Genomic DNA, 12,089 nt, shown 5'->3' on the forward strand with positions numbered 1-12,089 from the left:
TAAATGTTAACTTGTATTGTTGCTATATTTCCAAGATGTAATTTGTTAAGTTTGTGTCGCCAGGCAAATCCATTTTTTTTCGCAAACGATAGCGTTTAACCTCAACACTTTTCGATGAAATATTAAATAGAGGTGCAATTTCTTTTGAAGATAAATTTAACCTAAGATAAGCACATAAACGGAGGTCATCAGGGGTTAGAGTTAGGTGCTTAGCTTTTATTTTCCTAAAGAAGTCTTTGTCGGCATTGTTAAAGGCTTCTTCAAAAAACTTCCAATCATCATTACTATCTAAGTTTTTATCAATAATTTTTATAACTTTTTTAATATCCTTATTGTCATTGCTATGAACTAGAAGTTCAGATTTGATGCTGTTTAAAAACTCATTCTTTTTTATCAAGCTCATAGTGGAGACGGCAAGTTCTCTGTTTTTACTATCAATGTCTTGTTTTAATTGTTCATTTTTGAGACGCATTAGAATACTTTTATTTTCAGATTCCTTTAGCGCCATTTCCCTTTGATTTTTTAATTCAAGTTTTCTTTTTTGCTTTTTAAAATAAGCTTTGTAAATGTTATGTACTAAAATGATTGTCATAATCAATAAAATGCAATAGAATAATAGCATTGCATTGGATAATAAAAAGGGCCTTTTTATGGTAAATGAAAAAGAAGCAGTATTGGTTAAATTATCATCTCCTATTCTTCCTCTAACCAAAAATTCATAATCACCAAAGGGTAGATTATTAAAGTAAACTTCGTTGCTTTGTTGCCAGGGACTCCATTCATCAATCAAGCCATTAAGTTTGTATTGATATTCTGATGTAAACAGCTTTTCAAATTCAGAGATACTAAAATTGAAGTAAATATTATTTGATTGATTCTCCAGTGAAGCAGGTGAAGTCAATGATAAGTGTTGTGGGGAATTGTTAATTGATTGTGCTGTAATTTCGTTTATGCTTAGTAGGGGCTCTTTATGACGAGCTTTAAATTTCTTTAAGTCCAATAGCATATATCCTTGCGCATTTCCAAATAAAAAGATATCGTTGTCAACTTCTAAAATATTTTCATAACCCACCATTGCGTTTCTGGTGCTGTTTGAAATTGGAATTGAAATAACTTCTAAGGATGAATTTAACTTAGCGGGTGACATGTAGTTTATAGATCGTTCAGTAAAACTCCATAATCCCATTCCATTATTTGTTGTAATTAGTTTTCCCGATGAATAGCCTGAAGATTCAAAAAGTTGACTTAAAGTACTATCGCGTTTAAATATTTTATTTTCAAAATTGTATTTCCAGATTCCTTTTTCGTATGAATAAAAAATGTCCTCATTGCTTTTAACAATGCTTGAATGCAACCCTTTTTCAATTGTTGTGTCCTGTTCTACCTTCGCAACTTTTTCATAATTATCATCGAAAGTTAATTTAAAAACCCCTTTGTATTCATGATCAATGAGAATGTTTTTTGAATTTAAAAACTCAATGTATTTTGATGACAAATTGAATCCGGGAAGAGTATTTCTTAACTGCCAATTACCATTGGTTTTTTCCAATATGCTAATTCCTTCATAATTTCCCTGTAAAAGTAAATCAGGATTATTTTCGATATTTTTAAAACACCAGGTTCCCGAAACTGTAGAGATTTGTTTCCAATTAAAATTTTCAACAATAAAACTGCCGTCATTATGTCCGCAAAACAATTTATTATCATAAACAAATAATGACCAAACCTGGCCAATAGACCCTTCAACAAGTTTAAATGTTGAACTTTCCTTGTCTTGGAGCGATTTATAAAAAAGACCTTGATTGGTTCCTAGATAAAGTTTTTCTTCAAATATTGCAGAGGTGTAAACTGTGCCCAATTCACCACTTTCATCAGTAAAGATTCTAACAGGGGAATTAATATTGATACAGTTTATACCGTTATCAAGACCAAGCCAAATATTACCGGAGTTATCTTCAAAAATTGATAATACAGTATTGTTGGAAAGTGTTTGTTCTTTTGTGATTTGAATTTTAACTTTTCCATTTAAATCAATAAAAACTACACCTTGTGAGATTGTTCCTAATACTAAATCGCCATTTTTCGACTGAATGCTGCTGTAAACATTTAGTGATTTGATGAAGCCTTCTTGACTTCCTCCAAAGGGTTGTGGGTTTTCTTCAAGACTATATATGCCATCTGAATTGGTTTGAACAAGTATTTTTTCATCTGTTTCATACAGGTTTACAATTAAATTTTCCTTAAAAACGGGGTGATCAGAAACTAAATGAGGCTTGCCATTAAAAAGCTTAAAAATACCCGTTTGTGGTTTACTTAAGTAAACATCATTTTTAATTTTAAATATTTTTGTTATACCCTCATCGGCCTCAATTTTTTCAATTGTATTGTCTGAAGTATTATAAATATATATTGAATTTAATGACTGAAATAAAAGCCAATTTGAATAATTTAAAATGTTCCAGAACTGTTCGTCTTCACCTAAATCCAGATTAAGGCTGGAACTCAAGGAGGTATAGATTAATTCTCCTGTATCTTTTTGTTTCCAAAAGCCAAAATCTCTGTAACTACCGGTAAAAATTTTATCTTCAAAAGCAAATACAGACCTGATGATGCTTTCATTTGGTGAAGGATGTAGGTTCCAGGAGTCACCATTAAACTCTAATAAACCTTTGCTGTTGGCAACATAAATATGGCTGTTCAATCCTTGAGATATGGACCAGTTTTGATTTTCTGCTTGGTAGTCTTGTGGAGAAAAATTAATAACAGGAGGTAGTTCTTGAGAAAAAACACCACTATTATTAACAAGCAAAAAATAAATTAGATAGATTGAAAAAAGCCTCAAAACAATTTTGATTTTGTGGCTAAATATAATCAATTATTTTTTCCAAATATTTTCCATTTCTTCCAAAGTTTTATTCTTTGTTTCAGGAATAAACTTGTAAACAAAGAATAGTGTAAACCCTATGAATAAAGTGAATATAAAATAGGGCAACGACCCATTCCAAAATGAATTCATATTAACTTCACTTTCTGTTATCATCGGGAAGGTTTGTGATACCAGATAATTAGCCGCCCATTGAGCAGCTACTGCAACTGAAAAGGCAACACTTCGAATTCTGTTTGGAAAAATTTCTGAGAGCACTACCCATACAACGGGCCCCATAGACATTGCAAAAGAAGCTATAAACAAAAGTATTCCAATCAATGAAACAACCCCAATTTGCTGTTGTTGAAGGGAAATGCCAAGCATTAAAAACCCTGCCATCATACCTACAGAACCTATATAAACAAGTGGTTTTCTTCCAATCTTATCTACTGTGAACATTGCTATAAAAGTAAAAGCAAGATTTACAAATGCCAATAGTATTTGCTGGAGTAACACATCATCTTTTCCAAACCCTAGTGCTTTTTCAAATATGTCTGCACCATAATACAAGACCGCATTGATTCCTGTTAGTTGTTGTAAAACAGAAAAAACAACTCCAATTAGAATGATTGTAATTATAGGTTTTGAAAAATAATTAATCTTTTTAGAGGTTTTGTTTGAATTTATTGAATCAAGAATTGCAGTTTGCTCAATAAGGGCTTGTTTTTCGCCATTGATAATTGTCAATATTTTCAAACCTTTTTCTGGTTTGTTGTTTAAATAAAGCCATCTGGGGCTTTTAGGAACAAAAAATAACAAAATAAGAAACAAAATACTGGGCACCAATTCAGACCAAAACATCCAGCGCCAGCCAAACAAGATATTTTCATTTTCAGTAAGATTTTTACCTATAAAATAGGTTGCGAGAAAAACCACAAAAAAACCTATCACAATGGCAAGTTGATAAAAAGTAACGAGTTTGCCACGCTTGTGAGCAGGAGCAATTTCGGCAATATACATAGGGGAGGTCATAGAAGCAATTCCAATACCTAGACCACCAATGAGCCTAAAGACAACCAATAAGCTGACAGACTCAGGCATAAAGGCAGGAAGGCCGGAACCCCAGGCTGAAATAGAAAATAATACTGCCGAAAGTATCAAAGCATTTTTTCGACCTATCTTAATGTTGATGATACCGGCTAAAAGAGCACCCGCCAAACATCCAAGAAGTGCACTTCCAACCACCCAACCTTTCATTGTGGCACTAAGGTCAAAATATTTACTTAGAAAAAATTGAGAACCATTAATTACACCGGTGTCATATCCAAATAGAAATCCACCTAAGGCAGATACAATTGTAATTAACAAAAGATAAGTCGTCCGATTCATATCATATAATTTTCAGCAAAGTAAAAATTTATTTTAATTCAATAAATACAAATTGAACGATGTATTGTTATTGTATAGTTGTTTTATACAAATTAAATATAAAGAGGTTAAAATTAATGTTAAGCTTATCCATCAAGACATAGATAAATCAATCTAATGTTCATTTTATTTCTCTGAATCAATATTCATAGAACGATAGTAAGTATCCAATTTTTTCTTGAGCCTTCTATATCTGAAAACTCCAATAAAAATCAGGATTAAACTCAAAACAAATACAGCATAACTCAACCAACTAAACGTTGCAAAACCTTCATATTCCAAAATTGCCACCCCACCAATTGCCATATAAAGGGAAGCCCTGATGTATGAAAACAAGGTGCGTTCGTTGGCCAGGGAGGTGCGCTCCATAGCCAGAAAATCTCGCAGAATAATCTTTTCTTTATTTTCAAACTTTTTAGGACTCGGTATAAATTTGAATTTCATAAACAGTTGATTTATGGTTAAAGTGGCCAAAAATGTAAAATTAAAGGAACTCCCAGCAGTAAAATTAATAAAGTTACCGGGATTCCCATAATGAGATAGTCTTTAAATTTATATCCACCCGGGCTCATTACCAGTGTGTTGGATTGGTGTCCAATGGGTGTTAAAAATGCGCAGGATGCACCAATCGCTATTGTCATTAGAAAAGGGTCTGTTGACACATTGAAGTTTTCAGCTACTTTAATAGCAATGGGTGCCATTAATACTACAGTAGCAGCATTGTTTATGATGTTTGACAGGAGCAGTGTTACAGCCATTAAAATTCCCATAAATAGCCAAATGGGGTATTTATTATCGAGGCTCAATATAAGATTGGTTACCGTTTCTGCACCACCACTGGTTTCAAAAGCTTCGCCCACGGGAATCATAGCGGCAAGTAAGATGATAACCGGCCAGTCAACACTTAAATAAACCTCCTTGATGGGAAGTATTTTAGTAAGTACCAATAGTACAGCTGCCAAAGAAAAAGCAATTTCTACACGTAATATGCCTAAGATTACACACGTAATTGCAGCCATAAAAATACTCAGTGCTCCAATTACTCTCTTTGGCTTGCCAATATTAATTTCCCTTTTTGCTAGAGGCAAAAGCTGAAGAGACTTGATTGCTTCCTTGATATTATCTGACTCACCTTGCAGAAGTAAAACATCCCCTTCTTTAATTTTAATTTTAGAAAGCCTTTTATTTATTTTTCTGTTTTGTCGCGCGATAGCGAGAACATTCACGTTGTATTGTGTTCTTATTTTTGCATCTATGGCACTATTACCCACAGTGGGAGATGCCGACATAACAATGGCTTCCTGGGTTTGAATATCAGATGATCCCTTGGCAGTATCCCTCACACGCTCACCTTCAGCGAGCATTGCTTTGTTTGCGTCTGAGAATTTTTTTAGATCCTCTGTATCTGCTTCCACGATTATGATATCATCCTTTTGAAACTCTTCCCATTTGGAAGGGGCATGGATGCGCACTCCCTTTCTGATGATTCCCAGGATAGAAACTTCAGTATCAGTCCCTTCATTGAATTTGGACACCGGAACCCCAATCAATTCAGAATCTTCAGAAATAACCATTTCGGTGATATAATTGTCTATTTCAAACATATCTGCAATGGCTTCTTTCGATTGTCTTTTGGGTAAAAACCGCCAACCCAGAAGAGTGATGAATACCAAGCCAATAATTGTAAGGGAGAATCCTACAGGAGCAAAATCAAACATACTGAAACGTTCCCCAAGTTCTTGTTCCCTGAAGGTAGAAATGATAATGTTGGGCGGGGTACCAATGAGTGTGGTCATTCCTCCCAGAATTGAAGCAAATGCCAGGGGCATTAACAGTAATGAAGGAGAAAAGTCATTTTTTCTGGAAAGGTGTAAGGCGACAGGCATAATAATCGCAAGGGCACCAATATTGTTTATAAATCCCGAGGCCAGTGCCACAATTGTTGAGAGCAATATTACCTGAACCCAAAGTTTATTTGAAACCTTACTAATCCATTCTACTATAAGGTCTACCAAACCCGAGTGTTGCAATGCCTTACTAATTATTAAAACAGCAGCAACGGTTATTACAGCAGGGTGGCTCAAGCCCAAAAATGCTTTTTCAGAGGGAATAATGTTTGTGACAACCAATATAAATAAGGCTAAAAAAGCGACTATATCATAGCGCACCTTTCCCCAAATAAAAAAAACCAACGCCAGGAATAAAGTTACAAAAACAATGATTTGATCCATAATTGAATTTTTCCTGTAACCAAGGTATTATATTTTGAGCATAAAAAAACCTCCAACGGGAGGTTTTTTTATTTACTTTTCACTAAAAACTTATTGTAGCTTTTCCTGTAATTTTTGTTGTAGTTCAGGGTCTGTTTGCAATTGTGCTACTACTTGTTGGTAGCGTTCAATAGTTATATCGTTTTTAATAACTGCATCTTCCATTTCTTTTTGAAATTTTGGTTGCAACTTTTCAATTTCAACAACCGTAGCTTCAAACTTTTTAGTGTCTTGTTCTGAAACTTCTGCCGGAGCTGGAGCATTGGGGTTTTGTGCTGCCTGGTATAAAGCATTAAAAGTAGCTATTTCCATACCCGACTTTTCAATTACTGTGGTCATTTCCTTTTGAGCCTTTTCATTTACCAACTGGATATCAGTATAGGCATTTGCAAATTTTGTAAGTTCCGTGTCTGAAACTTTATCTTGACTATAGGCAGCTGTCGCCACAAAAAGTAAAGCTAGAATAAGGGTAAAGGGTTTCTTGAATAATTTCATAATTAGATTTGTTTTTTAATTTGCCGCAAGTTACAAATCGAACAATAGTTACAAAATTTGCGAATTGGTTTAATATTTTTTTAACGGCTTTTAGAGGTGATTAAACATTGCTTTAACAAAAAAACCAATGCTTGTAGGCATCGGTTTTTTAAAAGTTGTGATAGGGAATTTGATTTATTGTTGCATTTTTTCCTGCAAACGAGCCTGTAACTCGGCATCATTTTCCATCAATTGGGCAATGGCGTCAAATCGTTCGAGGGAGATGTTTTGTTTTTCAACAGCGTCCTCCATTTGTTTTTGGAAAACAGCCTGCATTGCTTCAAAACGTTCTAAAATTGATTCAAACTTCTTGGTTTCTTCGGCGGTAAGGGTTTCTAAAGTTTGAGTGTCTTCCTGCATTTTAGCCTGATACATTTGCTCGAAACGCTCAAGTTCAAACCCAGATTTGTCAACCACTTCCATCATGGTAGTTTGTGCTTCCTGATTGATAGCTTGAATGCTCATAACCGCATTAGCAAAGTTGCTAAGCTCAGCATCATTAACTTTTTCCTGGGCGACTGCTCCAGTAGTTACAAACAAAATTGCTAAAAAAATGTTCTTACTTAATTTTACGAATCTCTTCATTGTTGAGTGTTTAAATTTAAAGTTCCGAAACTACAACTTTATTGCAAATTTGACAATTCCTGAAGTTTATTTTTAACAGATTTAACCAAATAACCAGCGATATACATCATTTCCGTTGGCAAAAAGAACGAGTGCTATTAGTATGAAAAACCCTACCATTTGTGCATATTCCATTACTTTTTCATTGGGTTTTCTGCCGCTTACCATTTCATACAGCAAAAACACCACGTGGCCACCGTCAAGTGCGGGTATCGGTAATATGTTCATAAAAGCTAAAATGATGGAGATTAATGCGGTAGTTTGCCAAAAATCCAGCCAGTTCCAGGTATCCGGAAATAAGTTTCCTATGGCTCCAAAACCACCCACTTGAGTAGCCCCTTTAGCTGTAAACACATATTTAAACTGGGCTACATAATCCCTTAAAATTCCATAACCAAAACTGCTTCCGTGCGTGATACTTTCCCAAAGTGAATACTCTCTGTGAACCGCATCAAAACCTAATTGTGGGTAGACACCTATGATTCCATTTTCATCAGGAGTAATATTGAGATTAATAATTTCGTCATCTCTTTCTGCTACTATGGCAATTGATGTTTCGGCATTATTTTTAATTTTTTGAGTAAACTCGTGCCAGTATTCCAACTCTTCACCATTTACAAATACGATGCGGTCTTCTTTTTGCAGGCCCGCTTTTTCTGCCGGGCTTTCAGACGTTACTAAATCAATTATTGGGTCTACCAATGGGACAAAAGGCTCCATTACACCTTCCTGGAACATTTGCTGGCCAATATCCTCAGGTACTGAAAGGGTTTCAGTATTTCCGTTTTGACGCAAAACCTCTATGGTTTTCACATCGCGTAAGAAAAGGTATTTATTGATATCAAGTACATTTTCAAAGTGCTCTCCATTTACTTTCAAAATTTGGTCTCCATCTTGAAAACCAAGTTCTTTAAAGCTTTCGTGAACCGCAAAACCATCGGGCATTGTTTCAGGAGTAACAAAATCACGGCCGTATTGGAACAAAATCAACGAATAGATTAGAAAACCAACGATAATATTTACTGTCACACCGCCCAGCATAATGATGAGCCGCTGCCAGGTGGGTTTGGATCGAAATTCCCAAGGTTCGGGTGGTTTTGCCATTTGCTCCTTGTCCATGCTTTCGTCAATCATCCCAGAAATTTTCACATAACCTCCCAACGGAAGCCAGCCAATTCCATAGGTGGTTTCACCAATTTTCTTTTTAAAAAGCGAATACTTTACGTCAAAAAACAAGTAGAATTTTTCTACACGGGTTTTAAAAATTTTAGCGGGAATAAAATGCCCCAATTCGTGCAGGACAATGAGTATCGACAAGCTTAAAATAAGCTGAATGGCTTTAACAAAAAACGGATCCATAAATTCATTTATGATTGAACGTGCAAAAGTAAGGTTTTAGAACAAGTTTTTAAAACTAAATTTAAGGGAATGTTTTTTAACTATTTAGAGACCTAAAAAACCTGTTGATTTCTGTATTTTTGCACACTGAAAATTTACTGTAAATGCTTCAATTCTTTTCCAAATACAAATTTTTTGCTGTTGTGATGCTCGTACTTTCAGCCATTATCATTACAGCAATTTATCAGATTTTAAAACCCGCCCCTTCCCTGCCGGTTTATCAGCCCAATATGGTGAATGCAGAATTGGTAGACAGCACCAAGCAATGGGTTAAAAAATACCACACTATTGGCGACTTTGCCCTGGTAAACCAAAACGGTGATACCATTACTGATAAAGACTACGAAAACAAGATTTACATCGCCGATTTCTTTTTTACGACCTGTCCCACCATTTGTCCCATTATGACAGACAATATGATGAAGCTACAGGAGCAACTCAAAGACCAAAACGATGTACTACTCCTTTCGCACACGGTGACGCCTGAAATTGACAGTGTTCCCGTTTTAAAGGCTTATGCCGAAAAAAAAGGAGTCAACGACGCAAAATGGAATCTGGTCACCGGAGACAAAAAACAAATTTATGATCTTGCCCGAAAGTCTTACCTTGTTGCTAAAGATGAACCCTTTGGCGGGGATTATGATATGATCCACACCGAAAATTTTGTATTAGTAGATGCCAAAAAACGCATACGTGGGTTTTATGACGGCACCAACTGGGAAGAAATGGAAGAATTGCTTGAAGATGTGGCCATTTTGACAAGTGAAAAGCAATAAAACTTCGGACTATTTATTCAGCATTAGTACTTCAAGTTGATAAACCCGCTCTTCTTTGGACACGCTCGTCTCTGGATAAGGTGATAACCGGTACCCGATAAGTTTTTTGGTTTTTGTTTCTACCAGCAAATTTTCTTCTGCTGAGCCAAAACTTTCCCCTCGGAAAATTATTTGCTTAACCATTCGATCTGAATCAGTTTCAATAACGACGCGTACTTTTGCTTCGCCTTCCCAAACGCAGGTCACATCTTTAGGGCATCGGGAATCTTCCATTACACTTTCAAAAGTAAAAGTAGTTCCTTCAAAGATTACGGTTTCGCCCTGCGGGATTTTTGCTACAATTACCGGTGCAGAGATTTGTGTATTATCTTGGGCGGATGCTTGAATTCCTAACAAAAAGCTTAAAAGTATAAAAATTGGTTTCATCATCATAGATTTCGATTCCTTCAAAAATACAGAATTTAAATGTTAAACTTTCCCATTGCTGAAAGCTTTTCTTTATTTTTGGTATCCAACCATCTTTTTGATTATAGAAAACCAACCTTCAATATGAAACAAAGAATCCTCTGTGGTGTTTTGTTCTTTACCGGAATTTTATTCCTTGCTGCACAAAACGACTACCCCACCAACCAACAAATCAACCAACGTCTACAATCACTCAACAATGACAGGACAACAACGCTCACTTCCCTGGTTAAAACCGAAGGAGGTCAGGACATTTGGGTCCTGAAAATAGGAACCGGTGACCTTGATAACAAACCGGCCATTGCCATTGTGGGCGGCGCAGAAGGTTTTCACGTGCTGAGTGTGGAACTGGCACTGCAATTTGCTGAACGCCTGGTCAGCAATCATAAAAAAGCTTTGGAAACAACTACATTCTATATCTTCCCCAATATGTCGCCCGATGCGTATGCCCAATACCACGCAAGCTTGAAATATGAACGTCGCGGCAATGCTGCCAAAGTGGATCACGACCGTGACGGGAGCGTTAGCGAAGATCCCTATGAAGATCTTAACAATGATGGTTTGATTACCCAGGTAAGGGTGGAAAGTCCCTTGGGCGATCACAAAACACATCCCGAAGACGCAAGGGTGCTTGTAAAAGCTAACCGAAACAAAGGCGAAGGAGGAAGCTATCAGGTTTACAGCGAAGGGGTGGACAATGACAAAGACGAAAAATTCAACGAAGACCCTGCGGAAGGCATCGCCTTTAATAAAAGTTTGACCTACAAATTCCCGGTTTTTGAACCTTTTGCCGGTGATTACCCCGTGTCACAACCGGAAAGCCGTGCATTGCTTGACTATCTGTTTGACCAGTGGAATATTTTTGCTTTTGTGACGTTCAGTCCGGCAAACAACCTTTCAGAGCCTTTAAAACACAACGCTCAGGAAGCCAAAAAGAGAGTGGTGGCCTCTATGCTTGAAAAAGACGTAGCCCTTAATAAAATGGTCTCTGAACTTTATAACAAAACCATTTCGCAAAAAGCATTTCAGCAGGACAATCAAGGCACAGACGGGGATTTTTTTCAATGGGCTTATTTTCATTTTGGAAGGCTGAGTTTCAGCACTCCGGGTTGGTGGGTGCCTGAAGTTAAAGCTGATAAACCCGAAAATGGCGAAGGCGAAGAAAAACCTGAAAAACCCAAGGAAAAACCCACAGTTACCAAAGAGTCCAATTTTATGGCCTGGGCAGACCGCGAAGGACTGACCAATGTTTTTGTGCCGTGGCAAACGGTAACCCATCCTGATTTTCCCAATCAAAAAGTGGAAGCGGGCGGTATCAAACCTTTTGTAATGCACAATCCGCCGTATGCGATGGTTGACAGCATTGCACTGGAACACACAAATTTTATTCTGGAGTTTGCCAAAATGCAACCCAAACTGGAATTTCACAATGTAAAAGTAGAAAAACTCAGCGGCGGCCTCAGCCGCATCACGGCCGATTTGTATAACAATTCCCCGTTACCTACCCATTCTGAGATGGGGGAAAAATCACGCTGGCTTCGGAAAATACGTATCGATATCACCAAAGACAAAGAAGAAGTCCTTGCCGGAAACACCATCAACCTGATTGATAAAATGGATGCTTTTGAAAGCAAAACCATGTCGTGGATAGTAAAAGGTTCCGGGAATGTCGAAATCAAAGCAGGAGCAGCCCACGCCGGTTTTGCCGTGTTAAATGTAAAATTATAA

Annotated in this window: 10 protein-coding genes; 2 read left to right on the forward strand and 8 right to left on the reverse strand. The window is 36.6% G+C overall.

Annotation, left to right across the window (positions count from 1 at the left end):
* Positions 1-22: 22 nt before the first annotated feature.
* The 7 genes from IEV69_RS09600 to rseP form a co-directional block, all read right to left on the reverse strand.
* Complete coding sequence (locus tag IEV69_RS09600; protein WP_229741418.1) at positions 23-2,809, reverse strand: helix-turn-helix and ligand-binding sensor domain-containing protein; 2,787 nt, start codon at positions 2,807-2,809, stop codon at positions 23-25.
* 66 nt (positions 2,810-2,875) lie between these two features.
* Positions 2,876-4,255 carry a sugar porter family MFS transporter gene (locus IEV69_RS09605; protein WP_188441876.1) on the reverse strand — a complete coding sequence of 460 codons (1,380 nt, stop codon included), beginning with the start codon at positions 4,253-4,255 and terminating at the stop codon, positions 2,876-2,878.
* A 165-nt stretch (positions 4,256-4,420) separates the two neighbouring features.
* Positions 4,421-4,738 carry a DUF202 domain-containing protein gene (locus IEV69_RS09610; RefSeq protein WP_188441878.1) on the reverse strand — a complete coding sequence of 106 codons (318 nt, stop codon included), beginning with the start codon at positions 4,736-4,738 and terminating at the stop codon, positions 4,421-4,423.
* Between the two features lie 17 nt (positions 4,739-4,755).
* The gene (locus tag IEV69_RS09615; RefSeq protein WP_188441880.1) at positions 4,756-6,525 is read right to left on the reverse strand and encodes an SLC13 family permease; all 1,770 of its coding nucleotides are present in this window, start codon (positions 6,523-6,525) and stop codon (positions 4,756-4,758) included.
* A 90-nt stretch (positions 6,526-6,615) separates the two neighbouring features.
* Entirely contained in the window at positions 6,616-7,059 is a 444-nt protein-coding gene (locus IEV69_RS09620) for a DUF4168 domain-containing protein (RefSeq protein ID WP_188441882.1), read from the reverse strand.
* 174 nt (positions 7,060-7,233) lie between these two features.
* The gene (locus tag IEV69_RS09625; protein WP_188441884.1) at positions 7,234-7,683 is read right to left on the reverse strand and encodes a DUF4168 domain-containing protein; all 450 of its coding nucleotides are present in this window, start codon (positions 7,681-7,683) and stop codon (positions 7,234-7,236) included.
* Positions 7,684-7,764: 81 nt separating this feature from the next.
* Positions 7,765-9,081 (reverse strand): RIP metalloprotease RseP, encoded by a 1,317-nt coding sequence (rseP, locus tag IEV69_RS09630; RefSeq protein ID WP_188441886.1) that lies wholly within the window; start codon positions 9,079-9,081, stop codon positions 7,765-7,767.
* Positions 9,082-9,224: 143 nt separating this feature from the next.
* Between rseP and IEV69_RS09635 the strand changes: the two genes are divergently transcribed.
* Positions 9,225-9,896: an SCO family protein gene (locus IEV69_RS09635; RefSeq protein ID WP_188441888.1), complete on the forward strand. Its 672-nt coding sequence runs from the start codon at positions 9,225-9,227 to the stop codon at positions 9,894-9,896.
* Positions 9,897-9,905: 9 nt separating this feature from the next.
* Here IEV69_RS09635 and IEV69_RS09640 read toward each other — a convergent pair whose 3' ends face one another.
* Positions 9,906-10,346: a hypothetical protein gene (locus IEV69_RS09640; protein WP_188441889.1), complete on the reverse strand. Its 441-nt coding sequence runs from the start codon at positions 10,344-10,346 to the stop codon at positions 9,906-9,908.
* A gap of 99 nt (positions 10,347-10,445) precedes the next feature.
* Here IEV69_RS09640 and IEV69_RS09645 point away from each other — a divergent pair, with 99 nt between their 5' ends.
* Complete coding sequence (locus IEV69_RS09645; RefSeq protein ID WP_188441891.1) at positions 10,446-12,089, forward strand: M14 family metallopeptidase; 1,644 nt, start codon at positions 10,446-10,448, stop codon at positions 12,087-12,089.

The sequence above is a fragment of the Planktosalinus lacus genome (genome assembly GCF_014640155.1).
GTDB lineage: Bacteria > Bacteroidota > Bacteroidia > Flavobacteriales > Flavobacteriaceae > Planktosalinus > Planktosalinus lacus.

Coding starts and splice junctions, on each gene's coding strand:
- IEV69_RS09605 (WP_188441876.1), bottom strand. CDS start 4,255: ATGAATCGGACGACTTATCTTTTGTTAATTACAATTGTATCTGCCTTA.
- IEV69_RS09610 (WP_188441878.1), bottom strand. CDS start 4,738: ATGAAATTCAAATTTATACCGAGTCCTAAAAAGTTTGAAAATAAAGAA.
- IEV69_RS09615 (WP_188441880.1), bottom strand. CDS start 6,525: ATGGATCAAATCATTGTTTTTGTAACTTTATTCCTGGCGTTGGTTTTT.
- IEV69_RS09620 (WP_188441882.1), bottom strand. CDS start 7,059: ATGAAATTATTCAAGAAACCCTTTACCCTTATTCTAGCTTTACTTTTT.
- IEV69_RS09625 (WP_188441884.1), bottom strand. CDS start 7,683: ATGAAGAGATTCGTAAAATTAAGTAAGAACATTTTTTTAGCAATTTTG.
- rseP (WP_188441886.1), bottom strand. CDS start 9,081: ATGGATCCGTTTTTTGTTAAAGCCATTCAGCTTATTTTAAGCTTGTCG.
- IEV69_RS09635 (WP_188441888.1), top strand. CDS start 9,225: ATGCTTCAATTCTTTTCCAAATACAAATTTTTTGCTGTTGTGATGCTC.
- IEV69_RS09645 (WP_188441891.1), top strand. CDS start 10,446: ATGAAACAAAGAATCCTCTGTGGTGTTTTGTTCTTTACCGGAATTTTA.